General features: G+C 71.9%; 18 protein-coding genes. 10 read left to right on the top strand and 8 right to left on the bottom strand.

Going from position 1 to position 18,823, the window contains the following annotated elements; all coding sequences use genetic code 11:
- Nucleotides 1–43 precede the first annotated feature (43 nt).
- From JT1_RS13995 to trxA, 8 genes are all read left to right on the top strand, one after another.
- Nucleotides 44–526: an NUDIX hydrolase gene (locus tag JT1_RS13995; RefSeq protein WP_068327685.1), complete on the top strand. Its 483-nt coding sequence runs from the start codon at nucleotides 44–46 to the stop codon at nucleotides 524–526.
- Complete coding sequence (locus tag JT1_RS13990) at nucleotides 499–2,583, top strand: DUF6049 family protein (protein ID WP_068327683.1); 2,085 nt, start codon at nucleotides 499–501, stop codon at nucleotides 2,581–2,583. The genes JT1_RS13995 and JT1_RS13990 overlap by 28 nt, the downstream gene beginning before the upstream one ends.
- Entirely contained in the window at nucleotides 2,580–4,250 is a 1,671-nt protein-coding gene (murJ, locus tag JT1_RS13985; protein WP_068327681.1) for a murein biosynthesis integral membrane protein MurJ, read from the top strand. Before JT1_RS13990 ends, murJ begins: the two co-directional genes overlap by 4 nt.
- A gap of 121 nt (nucleotides 4,251–4,371) precedes the next feature.
- The gene (locus JT1_RS18470) at nucleotides 4,372–6,297 is read left to right on the top strand and encodes a hypothetical protein (protein WP_169702013.1); all 1,926 of its coding nucleotides are present in this window, start codon (nucleotides 4,372–4,374) and stop codon (nucleotides 6,295–6,297) included.
- A gap of 12 nt (nucleotides 6,298–6,309) precedes the next feature.
- Nucleotides 6,310–6,927, top strand: a complete 618-nt coding sequence (gene sigM, locus JT1_RS13975; RefSeq protein ID WP_068327676.1) for an RNA polymerase sigma factor SigM — start codon at nucleotides 6,310–6,312, stop codon at nucleotides 6,925–6,927.
- On the top strand, nucleotides 6,920–7,669 hold the full coding sequence (locus JT1_RS13970) for an RsmA family anti-sigma factor (protein ID WP_068327673.1): 750 nt from the start codon (nucleotides 6,920–6,922) through the stop codon (nucleotides 7,667–7,669). The genes sigM and JT1_RS13970 overlap by 8 nt, the downstream gene beginning before the upstream one ends.
- Before the next feature lie 118 nt (nucleotides 7,670–7,787).
- Nucleotides 7,788–8,807 carry a thioredoxin-disulfide reductase gene (gene trxB / locus JT1_RS13965; RefSeq protein WP_068327671.1) on the top strand — a complete coding sequence of 340 codons (1,020 nt, stop codon included), beginning with the start codon at nucleotides 7,788–7,790 and terminating at the stop codon, nucleotides 8,805–8,807.
- 34 nt (nucleotides 8,808–8,841) lie between these two features.
- Complete coding sequence (trxA, locus tag JT1_RS13960) at nucleotides 8,842–9,165, top strand: thioredoxin (RefSeq protein WP_068327668.1); 324 nt, start codon at nucleotides 8,842–8,844, stop codon at nucleotides 9,163–9,165.
- 101 nt (nucleotides 9,166–9,266) lie between these two features.
- On the opposite strand, the gene JT1_RS13955 is transcribed toward trxA, so the two are convergent.
- The 8 genes from JT1_RS13955 to rpmH form a co-directional block, all read right to left on the bottom strand.
- Complete coding sequence (locus tag JT1_RS13955) at nucleotides 9,267–10,409, bottom strand: ParB/RepB/Spo0J family partition protein (protein WP_068327665.1); 1,143 nt, start codon at nucleotides 10,407–10,409, stop codon at nucleotides 9,267–9,269.
- A complete protein-coding gene (locus JT1_RS13950) occupies nucleotides 10,406–11,257 on the bottom strand; it encodes an AAA family ATPase (protein ID WP_068327662.1) in 852 nt (283 codons plus the stop codon). The genes JT1_RS13955 and JT1_RS13950 overlap by 4 nt, the downstream gene beginning before the upstream one ends.
- Before the next feature lie 449 nt (nucleotides 11,258–11,706).
- Complete coding sequence (gene rsmG / locus JT1_RS13945) at nucleotides 11,707–12,351, bottom strand: 16S rRNA (guanine(527)-N(7))-methyltransferase RsmG (RefSeq protein ID WP_068327659.1); 645 nt, start codon at nucleotides 12,349–12,351, stop codon at nucleotides 11,707–11,709.
- 27 nt (nucleotides 12,352–12,378) lie between these two features.
- The gene (locus JT1_RS13940) at nucleotides 12,379–13,017 is read right to left on the bottom strand and encodes a Jag family protein (protein WP_082807685.1); all 639 of its coding nucleotides are present in this window, start codon (nucleotides 13,015–13,017) and stop codon (nucleotides 12,379–12,381) included.
- A 54-nt stretch (nucleotides 13,018–13,071) separates the two neighbouring features.
- Nucleotides 13,072–14,112: a membrane protein insertase YidC gene (gene yidC / locus JT1_RS13935; protein ID WP_082807684.1), complete on the bottom strand. Its 1,041-nt coding sequence runs from the start codon at nucleotides 14,110–14,112 to the stop codon at nucleotides 13,072–13,074.
- On the bottom strand, nucleotides 14,109–14,441 hold the full coding sequence (gene yidD, locus JT1_RS13930; protein WP_082807683.1) for a membrane protein insertion efficiency factor YidD: 333 nt from the start codon (nucleotides 14,439–14,441) through the stop codon (nucleotides 14,109–14,111). The genes yidC and yidD overlap by 4 nt, the downstream gene beginning before the upstream one ends.
- A complete protein-coding gene (gene rnpA, locus JT1_RS13925; protein ID WP_068327656.1) occupies nucleotides 14,438–14,812 on the bottom strand; it encodes a ribonuclease P protein component in 375 nt (124 codons plus the stop codon). Before rnpA ends, yidD begins: the two co-directional genes overlap by 4 nt.
- Before the next feature lie 11 nt (nucleotides 14,813–14,823).
- The gene (gene rpmH, locus JT1_RS13920) at nucleotides 14,824–14,961 is read right to left on the bottom strand and encodes a 50S ribosomal protein L34 (RefSeq protein ID WP_068327653.1); all 138 of its coding nucleotides are present in this window, start codon (nucleotides 14,959–14,961) and stop codon (nucleotides 14,824–14,826) included.
- A gap of 450 nt (nucleotides 14,962–15,411) precedes the next feature.
- On the opposite strand from rpmH, the gene dnaA reads away from it, so the two are divergent.
- Both dnaA and dnaN read left to right on the top strand, forming a co-directional pair.
- Nucleotides 15,412–16,908, top strand: a complete 1,497-nt coding sequence (dnaA, locus tag JT1_RS13915; RefSeq protein ID WP_068329288.1) for a chromosomal replication initiator protein DnaA — start codon at nucleotides 15,412–15,414, stop codon at nucleotides 16,906–16,908.
- Nucleotides 16,909–17,660: 752 nt separating this feature from the next.
- Complete coding sequence (gene dnaN / locus JT1_RS13910) at nucleotides 17,661–18,794, top strand: DNA polymerase III subunit beta (protein WP_068327649.1); 1,134 nt, start codon at nucleotides 17,661–17,663, stop codon at nucleotides 18,792–18,794.
- Nucleotides 18,795–18,823: the final 29 nt, after the last annotated feature.

The following is an 18,823-nucleotide window of genomic DNA, read 5'->3' as shown; positions in this document are numbered from 1 at the left end:
CGCGCCACCGGGCGGTCTCGGACGGGATGGCTACAGTGACCACATGACGCACCCCGCCCACGCCTCCGGTTCGCAGCGTCGGCTGCCTGCCGTCGAGGAGCGGAGCGCCGGCGGTGTCGTCGTCGACGTGCACGAAGGGGAGGCCCGCATCGCCGTCATCGCCCGCCGCAACCGCGCCGGGCGCCTCGAGTGGTGCCTGCCCAAGGGGCACATCGAGGGCGAGGAGACCCTCGTCGAGACCGCGGCCCGCGAGGTCGCCGAGGAGACCGGCATCGAGGCCCGCGTCCTCGTCGAGCTCGGCACCATCGACTACTGGTTCGCCACGTCCGACCGGCGGATCCACAAGTTCGTGCACCACTACCTGCTCGAGGCCATCGGCGGGTACCTGACGATCGACAACGACCCCGACCACGAGGCCGTCGACGTCGCCTGGCTGCCGCTGCGCGAGGCGCACCGGCACCTGACCTTCCCCAACGAACGACGCATCGCGAGGGAGGCGTGGCAGCGGCTCGCCGGCGACGCCTGACACGCGGGGGCGCCGCGCTCCTGCTCGCCGCGCCCGTCCTGCTGCCCGGCCTTGCCGTACCCACGTCCGCCATGTCCGCCGGGCGCGCCGCGGAGCCCGGGGACGCCCGCATCACGATCACCTCGATCACCCCCGTCGTCGACGGCGACGGCACCGCCACCGTCCGGGGACGCGTGACCAACACCGGCAACGGCACCCTCGAGGACCAGCGCATGGCCCTCGTCGTGCAGCCCGGGGAGACCGACCGCGCCGGGCTGGACGCCTGGGCCGAGGGCGAGGATCCCGTCCTCGGTACGGCCCTGGACACCACGTCACCCCTCGACGTCCCGTCGGGTGGGTCCACCCCCTTCGCCCTGACCGTGGACGGTGCCGACCTCCTGCCCGGGACCGCGGCCGGGGCCGTCCGGCTCAGCGTGCAGACCGAGGCGACCGCGGTGCACACCTTCCTCGGGGTGCACCGGGCCAAGGAGTACGAGCCGCTGCGCATGGTCTGGGGCCTGCCGCTGCTGCTGCCCGGCGACCGCGAGCTCTTCGGCGAGTCCGGCACGACCCGCACGCAGACCTGGCAGGAGGCGGTCGGACCGGACTCGCGGCTGGCCCGGCTCACCGCCGACCCGCCCGGCGAGGACGAGGCGTGGCTGCTCGACCCCGCCCTGCTCGACGTCCCCCAGCCGTCCGAGGACTCGGGTGTGGAGGACACCGGCATCAGCGAGGAGGAGCGCACGGTCCGGGCCGAGCGGGCGGCCACCCTGCGCCGTCGCCTCGTCGCGAGCCGCACCCTCGTCCTGCCCGACGCCGACGCGGACGTCGCCGCGGGCGCCGCCTCCCCCGAGGCCCACCGGCTCGTCGCCCCCCGCGTCAAGCGCGGCACGAGCGTGGCCCGCGGCCTGGGCGCGCGCAGCGACGTCATGTGGCCCGCCGACGGGCTCGTGACGAGCGAGCGGGCGAGCGCCCTCTACCAGCTGCGGCCCTCGGGCAACCGGCCGACGGTCCTCGTGCCCGGCACGAGCCTGCAGCCCGGCGGCTTCACGCCGACCGGCGGCGCGCGCACGAGCGACGGGACCCCGCTCGTCGTCACCGACAGCGCCCTGTCCGACCTCGTCTCCGACCTCGAGTCCACCGACGACGTGACCCTGGCGCGGCAGCGGCTCGTCGCCGAGACCGCCGAGCTGCTCGCGGAGCGGCCCGGGACGAGCCGCACCGTGCTCGTCGTCCCGGACCGGGACAGCCAGCCAGAGGTCGACGCCTGGCAGCTGCTGCGCGACGGGGCCGGTCGCATCCCGTGGCTGGAGCCGGGCAGCCTCTCCTCGGTGCTGGCGGAGTCCGCGCAGGCCGACCCCACCTTCGTCGCGCGCACGCCGGGACAGATCGCCGAGGCGACGAAGGGGGACCCCGCCCCCGCCCCGCTCCTCACCCCGGAGCGGGCGCGCCGCGTCCAGCGCGACGAGCGGGCGATGGCGACCTTCGCCTCCGTCCGCTCCGACGGCACGTCGTGGCGGCGGGTCGTGCAGCCGGCGCTCCACCAGCTGACGTCCACGCGGTGGCGCTCGGACTCCTACGACTTCATCCGGCTGCACCATCACCTGCACGACGCCGTGACCCTGGCCCGCGACGACCTCGTCGTCTCCTCCGGTGACGTCAACTTCTTCGCCGACACCGGGCGGCTGCAGATCACCGTCATCAACAACACCGACGTCGAGCTGTCCAACCTCGTGGTGCGGCTCACCCCGCGCAACCCCTCGCTGCGCATCGACGCGCCACCGGACCCGGTGACCATCGGCCCGGGGGGGCGCCAGACCGTCACCGTGCAGGCCTCCGCCCTCGCCGCCGGGCAGGTGCCGGTCGACGTGGGCGTCACGACGCCGGCCGGGCACCGGCTCTCCGCCCCGGCGACGCTCCACGTGCGGGTGCGGCCGACGGGTGACTCGATCTACTGGCTGGTCGGCGGCGCGGCCGTCCTGCTCCTCGCGGCCGGCACCTGGCGTAGCGTGCGGGGCGGCCGCCGCTCGCCGGCGGCCACCGCCAGGACCACCGAGCCCGAGGGACACGACGCATGAGCGAGGCCGCCACGCCGGACGAGGCGCTCGGCGACGGTGGGCGCAGCGCGCCGGACATCGGCCGCTCGAGCGCCGTCATGGCCACCGGCACCCTCTTCTCCCGCGTCCTGGGCTTCGCCCGCAACAGCCTCACGGCCTACGTCGTCGGCCTGACGATCATCGCCGCCGACGCGTGGAACGCCGCCAACACGCTGCCCAACATCTTCCACCTGCTCATCGCCGGCGGCGTGCTCAACGCCGTGATCGTCCCGCAGATCACCCGGGCGATGCGGGATGCCGACGGTGGCGAGACCTACATCAACCGGCTGCTCACCATCTCCGTCGCGGCCCTGGCGGGCGTGACGGTCCTGCTGACGCTCGCGGCACCGCTGCTCGTCTCGCTCGTCGTCTCCAGCAGCTGGCCGCCGGAGGCGCGCACCCTCGCGACCGCCTTCGCGGTGCTGTGCCTGCCGCAGGTCTTCTTCTACGGGCTGTACACGCTGCTCGGCCAGGTCCTGACGGCGCACCACCGCTTCGGGGCCTTCATGTGGGCGCCCGCGCTGGCCAATGTCGTGGCGATCGGTGGTCTGCTGTGGTTCGTCCTGGCCGACCAGCCGAGGCAGGGGCCGGTCTCCTCGTGGGACCCGACGATGATCGCCGTGCTCGGTGGGACGGCGACGCTGTCGATCGCCCTGCAGGCGCTCGCCCTCGTCCCGGCCCTGCGGCGCACCGGGCTGCGGTTCCGGCCGGTGTGGGGGCTGCGTGGCAGCGGCCTGCGGGGCGCCTCGCGGATGGCGATGTGGGCCTTCGCCGCCGTGGCCGTCGGCCAGCTCGCCTACCTCGTCAACTCCCGCGTGCTGACGGGCGCGCTGCACGCCGCACAAGCGGAAGGGGTCGAGGGCGCTGGCCTCACCGCCTACGCCAACGCCTTCCTCCTCTTCATGCTGCCGCACGGGATCATCACCGTCTCGCTCGTCACCGCGCTCTTCACCCGCATCTCGCACGCCGCGCACGACGACGACACCGCGGCCGTCACGGCGGACCTGCGGCGCGGGCTGACGATGCCCGGCGTCCTGCTCGTCCCCGGCACGGCCGCCATCCTGCTCGTCGCCCCGCACCTGCTGGCAGCGGTCCTGCCCGGCACGCCGCGCGTGCAGACCGACGCGTCCGTGGGGGTGCTCTTCGCGATGATGCTCGGCCTCGTCCCGTACGGGTGGTTCTTCCTCGTGCAGCGGGCCTACTACGCCTACGAGGACGGACGCACCCCCTTCGTCCTGCAGCTCGTGGTCACGGGCATCGCGCTGACCTTCACGGTCATCGGCAGCATCGGGCCACCGACCCACGCCGCGACCTGGGTGGGCCTGGGCCAGACCGTGTCCAACCTCGTCGCGGCCGTCATCGGCCTGTGGCTGCTGCGCCACCGCCTCGGCTCGCTGGGCCTGTCCTCGGTCGTGCGCACCCTCGTGCGGCTCGCACTGGCGACCGCGGTCGGGACCGCGATCGGGTACGGCGTCCTGCGCGGGCTGGCGCTCGTCGTCGACGAGGGGACCTGGCTCGGCTCCGTCGTCATCACCACGGTCGTCGGGCTCGTCGTGCTCGGCGTGGCGCTCGTGCTCGCTGCCCGCCTGCGGGTCCGCGAGGTCGACGAGGTCCTCGGGCCGCTCACCCGACGGCTGCGACGGGGCTGATCGGGCCGGCCGTCCGGCCCAGCGGCTGACGCGCCCCGGGTGCGGCTCCCGGACGCAGCCCACGCGTCCACCTAGGATGGCGCGGCAGGCAACCACCGACGAGAGGGACAGCGTGCACGGGGTGAACCCGGGGACGGAGCTCGGTCGATACACGGTCGGCAGCAGGATCGAGACGATCGCTGGTGCCGAGCGCTGGAGCGCCCGGGACACGACGCTCGACCGCGACGTCACCCTGCTCGTCATGGCCGCCGACGCACCGCAGACGGCGGCCGGGCTCGACGCCGCACGGCGCGCGGCCGGGGTGGAGGCCTCACAGCTGGTCCGCATCCTCGACGTCGGCACGGAGGGCGGGCTGTCCTTCGTCGCCGAGGACGGCGTCGGCGACGGCGCGCGCACCTACGCCGACCTGATCGGGGGCGACGGCCTGCCCGCCGAGGAGGTCCGTCGGATCACCGGCGAGGTCGCCACCGGACTCGAGGCCGCCCGCAGCCGCGGCCTGCACCACCTCGCCCTGGGCCCGGACCTCGTCCTGCTCACCTCCGACGGACGCGTCAAGGTGCGCGGCCTGGCCACGATCGCCGCGCTGTCCGGGATCGAGTCCGAGGGCGAGGACGCCGACCGCGACGACGCCGTGGGGGTCGTGGCCCTGGCCTACGCCGGCCTGACCGCGACCTGGCCCCTCCAGCGCCCGTCGAGCCTGCCGAGCGCCGCCACCGGAGGCGACGGCCCGCCCGCCCCCTCCCGGGTCGCCGTGGGCGTCCCGGGCGATCTGGACACGATCTGCCGCGAGACCCTCGCCGAGGGCACCGGGCCCGACTCACCCGGGGACTACGCCGCCCAGATCGCCCCGTGGTCGCGCATCCCGCTCGCCGGCGCCGTGCGCACGAGCCCCGGGGCCCGGTCCGCGGCGACCACGCCTGCCGTGCCGGGCCATGCCGCCGACAGCCGCGCCGACGACGACACACCGACGACCGCCATCCGGGTGGTCGGTGCAACCCCCCGTGCGGAGGAGACCGCCCTCCCCGAGGACCAGGTGACGCGGGAGATCGCGCTCGACGCGGACGACGAGCCCACCGCGGTCATCCCCCGGGCCGCCGGTGGTGAGCGCGAAGACGCACCGGAGGACGGTGACGACACGCAGGCCGGTCGGGCTGCGGCTGCTGCCGCCGCCGCGGCAGCAGCGGCGGCCGCAGCCGCAGCGGGTGCCGTGGGCACCGGCGGCAAGGTCATCGGTGACCGGCTGGGTCGTGTCGCCAAGACGGCGAGCGGGCGCTCCAAGGAGGCCCTGCAGGACGCCCGCGCCCGCCGTGAGGCGATCCGCGCCGACCAGCGCACCCGCAGCTCCCTGGGGTCGGCCGCCGTGACCGCCGACCTGGAGGCCCCGGCCCCCCTGCTGCCGGCCGAGGCCGGCGCACCGCCGAGCCGCAGCCAGTCCAACCTCGTCCTGGTGCTCATGGCCGGCCTCGTGCTCATCGCCTGCGTCATCGGCGGCATCGGCGTCTCCCACATCGGTGAGGGCAGCGACCTGGGCAAGATCCTCGGGGGCGACGAGACCACGGCCGTGGCCACCAGCGAGGTCTCGAGCAGCACCCGCTCCAACCGTGGCGCCACCGGTGACGAGCCGTTGGGCATCCTCAACGCGGCCGGCTTCGACCCCCCGCCGGGGGACGGTGTCGAGCACAATGCCGAGGTCCAGCGGGTCTACGACGGTGACCCCTCGACCACCTGGACGACCGAGGGGTACGGCAGCGAGGCCTTCGGGGGCGTCAAGCAGGGCGTGGGCATCACCGTCGACCTCGGACAGGCCCAGGACGTCTCGTCGGTGACCCTCCAGCTCCCGACCACCGCCCAGGCCACCGTCTACGGCGGCGACCAGGCGACCAGCTCCGGCGACGAGATCGGCCGGACGCAGGGACGGACCGGTGAGGTCACCCTCCAGCCGGCGTCCCCGGTCCGAGCCCAGTACGTCACCGTGTGGTTCACCTCGCTGGCGCCCAGCGACGACGGCCGCTTCCGTGCCGCGCTCGGCGAGATCACGGTCCGCTGAGAGCCGGGCCCGATGACCGACACCGCCCTGGCCGAGGTCGACGACCGGCTCCTCCTGCGACGTCACGTCGAGGGGGACCCGGACGCCTTCGCCGAGATCTACCGGCGGCACCGGGACCGCATGTGGGCCGTCGCGGTCGGCGTCTGCGGTGACCGAGAGCTCGCCGCCGAGGCAGTGCAGGAGGGCTTCGTCTCCGCCTTCCGCAGGGCGAGCTCCTACCGGGGCGACTCTGCGGTCACCACCTGGCTGCACCGCATCGTCGTCAACGCCTGCATCGACCTGACGCGACGGGCCCGTCCCTCGAGCGAGCTCACCGACGAGGTCATCGCGCGCGCGCCCACGGCCCCGGACGCCACGGCCGGCGTGGACACCCGGCTCGCCGTCCACGAGGCGCTCCGCGCCCTCCCCGAGGCGCAACGGCTGGCCCTCGTCCTCGTCGACATGCACGGCGTCCCGGTGGCCGAGGCCGCCGAGATCCTCGAGGTCGCACCCGGCACGATCAAGTCCCGCTGCTCGCGCGGCCGGGAGGCCCTCGCCCGCGCCCTCGGGTCGACCGAGGGAACCTCGCGGGCCGCTGGCTCGTCAGACACATCAGGCCACTCGCAGACGAAGGGAGGTGGCCATGACTGACGACCAGGACCCCACCGGCATGCGTCACCTGCTCTCCGGCCTGAAGGAGAAGGGGCCCATGCCCGCCGACCTCGCCGAGCGCATCCGCGCCACGCTCGAGGACGAGCACGCCCAGCGGGTCGCGTCTGCGGGCGAGGACGACACCTCGACCTTCTTCAGCGAGATGGACGACCCCGACGAGGCACGGCCGCGTCGCCGCTACCGTTCGGCGCCCCTGGTGCTCGCGGCCGCCGCGGCCCTCGTCATGGTCCTCGGCGTGGGTGGGCTCATCCTGGAGCGCAGCGCCGGGGGCTCCGACGAGGCAGGCTCGTCCGCGCAGACGGCCCAGCAGGAGTCCCGTCAGGGCAGCGATGCCGCTGCCCCGCGGGAGGGCAAGGACTCGTCCACCGCCTCGGCGTCGGAGGCGCCCGCCTTCGCCATCACCGCTTCGGGCAGGGACTACACCCGGGGCACCGCCGGCGACGACGCCGCCCGGCTCCTGGAGGACCCCGGATCGGTCAAGGCCAACGAGGACGACGACGTCCTCGGGACCCTCACCACCGCCGCCGGCGCTACCGACTGCCTCGCGCGGCTGGGCCAGCCCCAGATGACCGCCGTCGTCGTCGACGTGGCCACCTTCGACGGGGCTCCGGGTCTGCTGCTCATCGCGCAGGCGCTCCCCGACGGGGGGGCCCGGGCGTGGGCCGTCACCGAGGGGTGCGCGCCGATCTGGTCCGACCCGGTCGACGTCCCCGTCCGCTGACCGAGCAGCGTCGCCGGCCGGTCGACCTGCGACCCGCTGGAACAGACGCACCTACGATGGCGTTGTCACCGTCAGACCCCGCGCCCCCCGGCGCCCCAACGACGCAAGGACTTCACCCGTGGCCGACGCCAGCACCGACATCCACGACGTCATCATCATCGGTTCGGGCCCAGCGGGCTACACGGCGGCCGTGTACGCCGCCCGCGCCAACCTCGAGCCACTGCTCTTCGAGGGCTCCGTCACCGCAGGTGGCGCCCTGATGAACACGACGGACGTCGAGAACTTCCCCGGCTTCGTCGAGGGCATCATGGGCCCCGACCTCATGCTCAACATGCGCGCCCAGGCGGAGCGGTTCGGTGCGCAGATCGTCACCGACGACGTCTCCTCGGTCGACCTCCTCGGTGACGTCAAGGTCGTCACCGACGGTGAGGGGACCACCCACCGCGCGCACGCCGTGATCCTCGCGATGGGCTCCGCCTACCGTGAGCTCGGGCTGCCCGACGAGAAGCGCCTGTCCGGCCACGGCGTCAGCTGGTGCGCCACCTGCGACGGCTTCTTCTTCCGCGAGCAGGACATCGTCGTCGTCGGCGGTGGGGACTCGGCCGTCGAGGAAGCGACCTTCCTGACGAAGTTCGCCCGCTCCGTGACGATCGTCCACCGCCGCGACGAGCTGCGGGCCAGCAAGATCATGGCCGAGCGCGCCCACTCCAACGACAAGATCCGCTTCGCGTGGAACTCCGAGGTCACCGCGATCCACGGCGAGGACAAGGTGACCGGGGTGACACTGCGCGACACCGTGACGGGTGAGAGCCGCGAGCTGGCGGCGACCGGTCTGTTCGTCGCCATCGGCCACGACCCGCGCAACGAGCTCGTCCAAGGGATCGTCGACCTCGACGACGAGGGTTACGTCCTCGTCGACGGCCGCTCGACGCGTACCAACGTCGACGGCGTCTTCGCCGCCGGTGACCTCGTCGACCACACCTACCGGCAGGCGATCACCGCCGCCGGCTCCGGCTGCTCCGCCGCGCTGGACGCCGAGCGCTGGCTCGCCGCCCGCGAGGGCGCGGCCGCTCCGGCGCAGGACCAGGCCCTCATCGCCCAGGACTACCCCGTCGCCGGCACCGTCGGCGCCCGCTGACCACCGAACCACCCCGAGAGAGGAAGACCCACCCATGGCCACCACCCCCACCACCGACGCCACCTTCGACCAGGACGTCCTCAGCAGCGAGACCCCCGTGCTCGTCGACTTCTGGGCCACCTGGTGCGGCCCGTGCCGCGCGGTCGCCCCGGTCCTCGAGGAGCTGTCCGGTCAGTACGACGGCAAGCTGAAGATCGTCAAGCTCGACACCGACGCCAACCCGCAGATCACCGCGCGCTACGGGATCACCTCGATCCCGACGATGCACGTCTTCCAGGGTGGCGAGATCGTCAAGACGATCGTCGGTGCCATGCCGAAGCCCAAGCTGGTCAAGGAGCTTGAGCCCTTCGTCGGCTGAGTTCACCTGCGCTGCAACGGGTTTCGTCCCGTCGCCGTCAACGAGAGGGCCCCGAGGCGATTGCCTCGGGGCCCTCTCGCACGTGGCCACACCATCGCGGCTCAGCCGTGGTCGGGGTCGACGCCCATCTGGCCGAGGACACGGTGCAGGTCCTCGATCGACGCGAACTCGATCGTCATCCGCCCCTTGCGCTGACCGAGGTTGATCTTGACCCGCGTGTCGAGCCGGTCGCTGATCCGGCCCGCGAGGTCGTCGAGCTGGGGATGGTGCGCGCCGGCACGCGGCCCCGCACGCCTCTCCTTCTCCGGCTCCATGCCCAGGGCGACGATCTCCTCGACCGTGCGCACCGACAGCCCCTCGGCGACGATGCGCTGGGCCAGCCGCTCCATCTGATCGCCGTCGTCGAGGGTGAGGAGCGCGCGCGCGTGGCCCGCGCTCAGGACCCCGGCCGCCACGCGACGAGCCACCATGGGCGGCAGGCGCAGGAGGCGCAGGGTGTTGGAGATCTGCGGTCGGGAGCGGCCGATCCGCCCGGCGAGCTCCTCCTTGGTGCACCCGAAGTCGTCCAGCAGCTGCTGGTAGGCCGCGGCCTCCTCGAGGACGTTGAGGTTGCTCCGGTGCAGGTTCTCCAGGAGGGCGTCCCGCAGGAGCTCGTCGTCCTCGGTGGCCTTGATGATCGCCGGCACGGTCTCCCTGCCGGCCTCGCGGCTGGCGCGCCAACGGCGCTCACCCATGATCAGCTCGTAGGCGATGTCGTCGTCGCCCGTGACCGGCCGGACGACGATCGGCTGGAGGACGCCGATCTCCTGGATCGAGTGGACCAGCTCGGCCATGTCGTCCTCGTCGAAGACGCTGCGCGGTTGCTTCGGGTTGGGTCGGATGGCTGCGACGGGGACCTCGGCAAAGCTGGCCCCGGGGACGGGCGCCAGCCCTCCGGGCTGGGCGTCGGCAGCCCCGGGGCCGCCCTCGTGCGTCCCCGCGACCGACCCCGGCGAGGTTCCCTCCTGCGACTGGTCCGCGTCCCGTGCACCCACGCCCGAAGAGTCCGCACCGACGGACCCTGCGCCGGCGGCGTTGCCCGTGGGTGTTGCGGCGAGCCTGCCGGCGACCGTGTTGGGCACGGCGGGGCGGTCCTGGTCCCGGAAGAAGACGTCGACCGGCCGCTCGGTCGCCCGACCTGCCGTGCCTGCATCCGGGATCAGGGCGCCCAGGCCGCGCCCGAGCCCACGTCGCTTGTCACTCATGCGTTGTCCTTCTGCTCTGCGCCGCGGTGCGCGATCTCGGCGGCTGCTGCGTGGTAGCACCGGGCGCCGGTGCTCTGGGGGTCATAGGTGATCACGGTCTGCCCGAAGCTCGGGGCTTCCGATACCCGCACCGAACGGGGGATCGTCGCCTCGAGGACCTGCTCGGGGAAGTGCTCCCTCACCTCTTGCGCCACCTGGGAGGACAGCCGGGTCCGTCCGTCGTACATCGTCAGCAGGATCGTCGAGACGTGCAACGCCGGGTTGAGGTGGGTGCGGATGAGGTCGATGTTGTTGAGCAGCTGGCTCAGGCCCTCGAGGGCGTAGTACTCGCACTGGATCGGGATGAGCACCTCGTCAGCGGCGACGAAGGCGTTGACGGTCAGCAGGCCCAGGCTGGGCGGGCAGTCGATGAGCACGTAGTCGATGCGCTCCTCGCCTCGATCCTGCGCGGTCTGCATCCACGCGGCGATCGCCTTCGTCATCCGGCTCTCCCGCGCCACGAGCGAGACGAGCTCGATCTCCGCACCGGCCAAGTCGATCGTCGCCGGCACGCACCACAGGTTGTCCACCTCCGGACATGGCTGCACGACATCCGCGATCGGCGTGCCGTCGACGAGCACGTCGTAGACAGAGGGCACCTCGGCGCGGTGGTCGATGTTCAGAGCGGTGCTCGCGTTGCCCTGGGGGTCGGTGTCGATGAGGAGGACACGCAGACCCGCCTGGGCGAGTGCCGCGGCGAGGTTGACTGCGCTCGTCGTCTTGCCGACACCGCCCTTCTGGTTGGACACGGTGATGACCCGCGGCCGGTCCGGCCGGGGCAGGGTGGCCGCTGGAGCGGGAGTCGGCACGCGCCCCACGTCCGGCGTGCTCGGCCCCGGCTGGGCGGTCGGCTGCGCTGACCCAGAGGGCGCCGAGGTCAGGCTCGGCCCCTCGGCGGGCTGGTCGCCTCCCTCACCTCCGAGCCATCCGACCGGTGCGGTCTCCGCAGGTCCGGCGACTGCCGGCCAACCGATACCCATGACGACGGAGCGTGGTGAGGTCACCGAGACATTCCTCCTGTGGGGACTGCGAGCCCAGCCATACAACCCCACCACGGCCCGACACGCCAAAACGGGGACCGGGGGACGGTCTGCCGTGGGGCCGCGAGGCACTTGTCCACCGGATGTCCACAGCTTGTGGTGGAAAAGTCGGGCCCGCGAGGCGTTTCACGTGAAACGCGCGGACCGCGCGGCGGACGACGCAGGGCACCGTTTCACGTGAAACGGTGCCCTGCGTGCACAGGCGGCGATGCCGGCGGTCAGTGCGTGCGCGGACCGGTCGTGCAGTCGACCGTGAGAGTCGGCTCGGCCAGGACCTCGGTACCGTGAGCGCTGATCCGGCTCGCGACCACTCCGAGCCGACGCAGCGCCTTCGTGGCCGCCTCGAGCTCCTCCTGCGCGGATCGGCCCTTCATGGCGACCATCGTGCCGCCGGGCGCGGTGAGGGGGAGACACCACCGGGCGAGCTTGTCCAGACGGGCTACCGCCCGGGCGGTCACGTACGACCCCTCCAGGCTCCCGTGGAGCTCCTCGGCGCGACCCCGGTGCACCGTGACATTGTCCAGGCCGAGGTCGGCCACGGTGGACTCCAGCCACTGCGTGCGGCGGAGCATGGGCTCGACGAGGTGCAGGTCGAGGTCGGGGCGGGCGATGGCCACGGCCACCCCGGGCAGGCCCGCCCCCGATCCCACGTCCACGACGCGGGCGTCACGTGAGAAGGCGTCCTCGATCACGGCGCAGTTGAGGATGTGGCGCTCCCAGAGGATCGGCACCTCCCGTGGACCGATGAGGCCGTGGCTCACGCCGGTGTCGGCGAGGATCGCGGCGAAGTCCTCGGCACGGGCAAGGCGCCCACCGAAGACTCGGCGGGCGCCTTCCGGTGCCTGGGGCAGCTCAGCTGTCATGGGCCCAGCGTTTCACGTGAAACGTCCTCAGTCCTCGTCCGTCGCGGAAGTGTCGTCGGCCTGATCCGTAGCCACCTCTTCCGTGGGCAGCTCCTCCGTGGGGGCGGAGTCCTGCGTCGCGGGATGGATGACGACGAAGCGACGTGGCTCCGTCCCGGACGAGTCGGACACGAGTCCGGCGGCGAGCACCTCGTCGTGGACGACCTTGCGCTCGAAGGCGCTCATCGGCTCGAGCTCGACGGACTCGCCGTCGGCCGTCACCGAGGCGATGGCGGTCCGGGCGATCTCCACCAGCTCGGCGCGGCGGGCGGCCCGGTGGCCGGCGACGTCGAGCATCAGACGGCTGCGGTCTCCCGTCGCGGACTGCACGGCGAGGCGGGTCAGCTCCTGGAGCGCCTCGAGCACCTTGCCGTCCTGGCCGACCAGACGTCGGGGCACGCGTCCCTCGTCGGAGTCGACGATGGCGACGGCGGCCCGGTCACCGTCGATGTCCAGGTCGATGTCGCCGTCGAGGTCGGCGATGTCCAGCAGTGTCTCGAGGAAGTCAGCCGCGACCTCACCCTCGCGCTCGAGCAGCTGACGCCGCGTCTTCTTCGGGGCCGCGTCCTGTGCGGGTGCGGCGGCCGAGTCCTCGGTGGGGGCCTCGGTCGTGGTGTTCTCGCTCATGCACTTCTCCTGCGTGTGGCGGGTGGTCGTCCGGCGCTGCCGAGACGACCGAGGTCAGTGGTCGGTCTCGGGCTGCTGCTCGTCGACGGCAGCGCCCGGCCCCGTCCTGGGCGGCTGACCGCCCTTCTTCTTGGCACGCTTCTTGCCGGTCGGCTGCTGGCGCTGCCCGGAGATGACGCCCTTCGCCTCCAGCTCGGAGGCCATCTCGGCATCGTGCCTGCGCTCCCGCGACTCCTCGGGGGTGTCCAGGGGCTTGCCCGACTTGCGGCGTCGGTCCTGCATCGCCTTCTCCGCGGCGGAGCCGGGGGCCGGCATGCGGCGAATCACGTAGAACTGCTGGCACATCGTCCACACGTTCGTGGTGAACCAGTAGAGGAGGACACCGATCGGGAAGTAGACGCCGGACACGGCGAAGATGATCGGGAACAGGTAGAGCATGATCTTCTGCTGCTGGGCGAAGGGGCCCTCCAGCGCGGACGCCGGCATGTTCTTGCGCATCAGCTGGTGCTGGGTCGTGAAGGTCGTGAGCGACATGAGGATGATCAGCGTGATCGTCACGAGCTTGACGCTCAGCCCGCCCTCGGTCCCGAGGAACTGGGCGGACAGCTGGGCCCCGAAGATCGAGGAGGACTCGGCCTGCGCCGCCACCTGCTGGGTGATCGGGCCGATACCCCGCTGGGCGCCGGAGCCGATCTCGTCGAGGCTGTTGAGGACCCGGAAGAGACCGAAGAAGAACGGCATCTGGGCGAAGATCGGGAGGCAGGAGGCGAAGGGGTTGGTGCCGCTGTCCTTGTACAGCGCCATCGTCTCTTCGGTCATCTTCTGCTTGGACTCGGGGTCGTTCTTCCCCTTGTACTTCGCCTGGATCTTCTGCATCTCCGGCTGGATGAGCTGCATCTTGCGCGAGGCGTGGATCTGCTTGACGAAGAGCGGGATGAGCGCCGCCCGCATGACGATGACGAGGCCGACGATGGACAGGCTCCACGTCCAGCCGTTGTCGGCAGGCAGACCCACCGCGGTGAGCAGCCCGTGCCACAGATACATGATCCAGGCGACGAGCCACTCGAAGGGGTACATGATGTCGCTGAAGCTCACGTGGTGGACGTCCTTCTGTCTGTGGCGTCGCGGGGGACGCCGTCGTCGTGGTCCTCGATGTCGGCGAAGCGCGGTTGGCTCAGCTCAGGAGCGCCGCGTTGCGCCCACGTCTCGGGCACGTGGTCGATGCCCCCGGCGGACCAGGGGTTGCACCGCACGATCCGGTGCACGGTCAGGTAGCCCCCACGCAGCAGGCCGAACCGCTGCAGGGCGGTCACGCCGTAGGCCGAGCAGCTCGGGAAGTACCGGCAGCTCGGCGGGAGCAGCGGCGAGACGAGCAGCTGGTAGCCGCGGACGAGCCAGATCAGGGGCCGGGCGAGGAGCGTCATGGTCCCTCACCAACGAGCAGACCGCGCAGGCAGTGTCGCAGCGCCTCGCCCAGCTCGTGCGAGTCGGCGTCGGCCGCGGCCGGGTTGGCGCGGACCACCACGTCCGTCCCCGCAGGGAGGGAAGGGAGGAGGCTCGCGGCCTGCGCCCGCAGGCGCCTCTTGACGCGGGTGCGCGTCACGGCGTTGCCCACGGCTTTGGACACGACGAGACCGACGCGCGGGGAGTCGTCTCCTCGAGCGTCGGTCCGGGTCGAGTCCGCCACACGGGCATGGACCACGAGCAGTCGGGAACCCTGGCGTCGAGCGCCTCGTCCCCGGATGGTTGCCGCGAAGTCCGCGCGATCCGTCAGGCGGTGCCGCGCGGGCAGCACCCGGCAGCTCGTCAGGCGGAGAGCTTGGAGCGGCCCTTGGCGCGGCGGGTGGACAGGATCGCCCGACCGGCGCGGGTGCGCATGCGCAGACGGAAGCCGTGCGTCTTGGCGCGGCGACGGGTGTTGGGCTGGAAGGTGCGCTTGCTCATTGCAGTCTCCGATGGGTCGATGGGGCCCGTGTGGCCCGGTGCGGAAGTCGGCGAGCCTCTTCGGCCGCGATCGGAAGCCCACGTCGTGACGCCGGAGCGGTCCGGCAGATCATGGGCATGCGAAAGCGGCCGACAGGCCGACGTCCACGGTACGGGACGGCCGAGCGCGGGGTCAAACCGCCCTTCGTCCTCGTGCGGAGTGACCCCAACCGGGCCACGCTGCCAGCACCTGGCCCCTGGTCCCCGCAGACACGCCGAGGGCCGGGACACATCGACGGGCCCCGGGTTGCCCCCACCCGTCCGGGTTGTTAGCGTCGCTCCTCACCACCTGCCATCGGTATATACCCACAGACTGTGGACAACGCTGTGGATCCCGCGACCGGCAGGCGATGATGTCAGTACCAGCGCGTGAATCGATCGGCCACCGGCCGCAGGAATGTGGGTGAGTCCGTGACCGGAGCCGAGGTCGACTTCGGTCAGGTCTGGCGCACCACGCTGGACTCCCTGGACGCCGACGGTGTCCCGGTCACCCGCCGCGCGTTCCTGAGCATGGCTCGCCTCGTCGGTCTGCTCGACGACACCGCGCTCATCGCGGTGCCGGACGACTTCTCGAAGAACTTCGTCGAGCAACGCCTGCGCATGCACGTCACCCAGGCCCTGTCCGAGCAGCTCGGCCGCGAGGTCCGCCTCGCCGTCACCGTCGACCCCGAGCTGGCCGACAGCGAGCCGCTGCCCCCGACCCAGGGTCTCGCCGAGCCGCTGCCGGGCCCGGTCGAGGAGCCCACGGACCGGCCCCGCCCCCAGGGCCTGTCCTCCACGCTGCCCGTCGACGGGCGCGACGACGGCCTCGTCGACGAGGACCCCGAGCCGGCCCCTCCCTCCCGACGCGGCCGCCCCGAGCCGGAGCAGGTGGAGCTGACCCGGCTCAACCCGAAGTACACCTTCGACACCTTCGTCATCGGCTCGAGCAACCGCTTCGCCAACGCCGCCGCGGTCGCGGTGGCCGAGGCGCCGGCCAAGGCGTACAACCCGCTGTTCATCTACGGCCAGTCGGGCCTGGGCAAGACCCACCTGCTGCACGCCATCGGTCACTACGCGCGCAGCCTCTACCCCCACGTCAAGGTGCGGTACGTGAACTCGGAGGAGTTCACCAACGACTTCATCAACAGCATCCGTGACGACAAGGCCGCCAACTTCCAGCGTCGCTACCGCGACGTCGACGTGCTGCTCATCGACGACATCCAGTTCCTGCAGGGCAAGATGCAGACGCAGGAGGAGTTCTTCCACACCTTCAACACGCTGCACAACGCCAACAAGCAGGTCGTCATCACCTCCGACGTGGCGCCCAAGTTGCTCTCGGGGTTCGAGGAGCGCATGCGCAGCCGCTTCGAATGGGGCCTGCTGACCGATGTGCAGCCGCCCGACCTCGAGACGCGGATCGCCATCCTGCGCAAGAAGGCCATCCAGGAGAAGCTCTCGGTGCCGGCCGATGTGCTCGAGTTCATCGCCAGCCGGATCAGCACCAACATCCGCGAGCTCGAGGGCGCCCTGATCCGCGTCACCGCCTTCGCCAGCCTCAACCGGCAGCCCGTCGACATCGGTCTGGCGCAGATCGTCCTCAAGGACCTCATCCCCAACGAGCAGTCGAGCGAGATCTCGAGCGCGACGATCATGGCCCAGACGGCCGACTACTTCGGCCTGACGATCGAGGACCTGCAGAGTGCCTCCCGCACCCGGCTGCTCGTCACCGCGCGCCAGATCGCCATGTACCTGTGCCGCGAGCTGACCGACATGTCGCTGCCCAAGATCGGTGACCAGTTCGGCGGTCGTGACCACACGACGGTGATGCACGCCGAGCGCAAGATCCGCGAGCTCATGGGCGAACGACGCGCGATCTACAACCAGGTCACCGAGCTCACCAACCGCATCAAGCAGCAGGTCGGCTGACGATCCCGGACTCTCGTCCAGTCTACGAGCGATCTGATACACGCTGATACACCGCCATCTGGATCGGTGATGCCTGCTTGTCCACAGGCTTCTCCCCACCTGTGTGTGCCCGGAGACCACATCGTGACCGTCTCCCCCGATCGGTCGCGCTCTCCCTTCACCCACCCTCTGTCCACAGATCCACAGGGTGTGGACAACCCTGTGGGTCGTCGAAAGATGCCGGGACGAGCACGGATCCGTCCCCGCTGTCCCCATCTCCACACCGAGCCTGTGGGAAACCGGGGACGCCGAGGGCCGGCGACGGGTCACCGCTGTCGGTGTCCGGGCGACGCGTCGGGATCGGCCACCCAGCCTGAGGACGACGGTGTGCGCAGGCCTGTGCACGGACTGTGCAGGACGCCTGCGCCCTGGTGACGAGCTCGCGTCACCCACACCCGGTCCTTGTCGTTCCCCCCTTCGTCCACAGGCTCGCTCACAGGCACGATGCCCGGGACGACGGGGCCCAGCAGGGTTGTCCACGGTATCCACACCGCCTATGACAACGATGAGTCCTCTCTCCATCCGATCCCTCCCCCACGCATGGCTCCTGCCCGGTCTGTGGACCACGGCCTGACGGGCGGATGACAACGGACCCTCGGTTCCCCGTCGCGGCCCCGACCGCGTAATGTCAGGAACCCACGCGCTCGACGGCGCGTGGATCCGTGTCATTCCCATGAGCACGCGCACAGGGCGCGTCGAAGGGCAGGTCTGTCGTGAAGTTCCGCGTCGAGCGCGATGTGCTGGCCGAAGCGGTCACCTGGGTGGCCCGCGGGCTGCCGAACCGTCCCCCGGTGCCCGTGCTCGCGGGTGTCCTCATCGAGGCTGCCGACGACGGGACCCTCACCCTCTCGACCTTCGACTACGAGGTCTCGGCGCGCATCTCCGTCGCCGCCGAGGTCGCCGAACCCGGCACCGTCCTCGTCCTCGGCCGTCTCCTCGCCGACATCTCGCGCAACCTGCCCGCCAAGCCCGTCGACGTGGCAACCGAGGGCGCCAAGGTCCAGGTCACCTGCGGCAGCTCGCGGTTCGCCCTGCTGCAGATGCCGGCCGACGAGTACCCGACCCTGCCGACCTCGCCCGAGGGCAGCGGCTCGGTCGACGGCACCGTCTTCACTCAGGCCGTCCAGCAGGTGCAGATCGCCGCGGACCGTGGGGACACCCTCCCGATCCTCACCGGGGTGCGCGTGGAGATCGAGGGCGAGAAGGTCACGCTGCTCGCGACCGACCGCTACCGACTCGCGATGCGCGAGCTCACCTGGAACCCCAACGTCTCCGACGCGAGCCACGTCGCCCTCATCCCCGCCCGCACCCTCTCCGACACCGCCAAGGCGCTCGGCGCCGCCGGCTCGATCGAGGTCTCCCTCGGCGCGGCCGCGGGCGGGTCCGGGCTCGCCGGGTTCGAGGCCGGGCAGCGGCACACGACGACCCGCCTGCTCGACGGCGAGTACCCCAAGGTCGCCAAGATCTTCCCCACCTCCAGCGAGACCGAGGCGGTCGTCGACACGGAGGTGCTCACCGAGGCGGTCAAGCGCGTCGCGCTCGTCACGGAGCGCAACACCCCGGTGCGGCTGCGCTTCACCGAGGGTCAGGTGACCATCGAGGCCGGCGCCGGTGACGACGCCCAGGCCTCCGAGGCGGTGGAGGCGGTCGTCCACGGTCCGCAGATCGAGGTCGCCTTCAACCCCGGCTACCTGCTCGACGGGTTGGGTGTCCTCGGCACGGCCTTCACCCGCCTGTCCTTCACCGCCCCGCTCAAGCCGGCCATGATCACCGGCCAGGAGAGCCAGGACGGCGAGATCGACACCACCTACCGCTACGTCCTGCAGCCGGTTCGACTCGCCGGCTGAGGCCCCCCTTCGTCCCCGTCAAGGAAGGT

Origin of the sequence: Janibacter terrae NBRC 107853, from assembly GCF_001591405.1 — a bacterium.
GTDB lineage: Bacteria > Actinomycetota > Actinomycetes > Actinomycetales > Dermatophilaceae > Janibacter > Janibacter terrae.
Note: the sequence above shows the minus strand (reverse complement) of the source record. Positions and strands in the feature narration are given on the sequence as shown.

Excerpts from the sequence above, each read along its gene's own strand:
- JT1_RS13995 (WP_068327685.1), top strand. The coding sequence starts at position 44 with ATGACGCACCCCGCCCACGCCTCCGGTTCGCAGCGTCGGCTGCCTGCC.
- murJ (WP_068327681.1), top strand. The coding sequence starts at position 2,580 with ATGAGCGAGGCCGCCACGCCGGACGAGGCGCTCGGCGACGGTGGGCGC.
- sigM (WP_068327676.1), top strand. The coding sequence starts at position 6,310 with ATGACCGACACCGCCCTGGCCGAGGTCGACGACCGGCTCCTCCTGCGA.
- JT1_RS13970 (WP_068327673.1), top strand. The coding sequence starts at position 6,920 with ATGACTGACGACCAGGACCCCACCGGCATGCGTCACCTGCTCTCCGGC.
- trxA (WP_068327668.1), top strand. The coding sequence starts at position 8,842 with ATGGCCACCACCCCCACCACCGACGCCACCTTCGACCAGGACGTCCTC.
- JT1_RS13955 (WP_068327665.1), bottom strand. The coding sequence starts at position 10,409 with ATGAGTGACAAGCGACGTGGGCTCGGGCGCGGCCTGGGCGCCCTGATC.
- rsmG (WP_068327659.1), bottom strand. The coding sequence starts at position 12,351 with ATGACAGCTGAGCTGCCCCAGGCACCGGAAGGCGCCCGCCGAGTCTTC.
- JT1_RS13940 (WP_082807685.1), bottom strand. The coding sequence starts at position 13,017 with ATGAGCGAGAACACCACGACCGAGGCCCCCACCGAGGACTCGGCCGCC.
- yidD (WP_082807683.1), bottom strand. The coding sequence starts at position 14,441 with ATGACGCTCCTCGCCCGGCCCCTGATCTGGCTCGTCCGCGGCTACCAG.
- rpmH (WP_068327653.1), bottom strand. The coding sequence starts at position 14,961 with ATGAGCAAGCGCACCTTCCAGCCCAACACCCGTCGCCGCGCCAAGACG.